The 210-nt window shown below is 57.1% G+C and carries 1 protein-coding gene; it reads left to right on the top strand.

The features are described 5' to 3' along the window. Nucleotides 1–210: autotransporter-associated beta strand repeat-containing protein (locus J2D77_RS17140; protein WP_207847746.1), on the top strand; the 210-nt coding region annotated here is incomplete at both ends.

Here is a 210-nt window from a genome sequence, read left to right as displayed (position 1 = left end):
AACTCTCGCACAGGTTATCGACGGCACCGGCAGCCTGAGTCAGAACGGCACAGGCACTCTGGTTCTAAATGCAGACAATACCTATACCGGGGCAACCACCATTGCGCAGGGTGTGCTGCAACTGGGCAATGGTGGCACCACGGGTTCGATCGCAGCCTCCTCGGCCATTCATGATAACGGCTCCCTGGTTGTCGATCATAGCAACACGGT

The sequence above is a fragment of the Acetobacter garciniae genome, assembly GCF_017377735.1.
Lineage (GTDB): Bacteria > Pseudomonadota > Alphaproteobacteria > Acetobacterales > Acetobacteraceae > Acetobacter > Acetobacter garciniae.
Note: the sequence above shows the minus strand (reverse complement) of the source record. Positions and strands in the feature narration are given on the sequence as shown.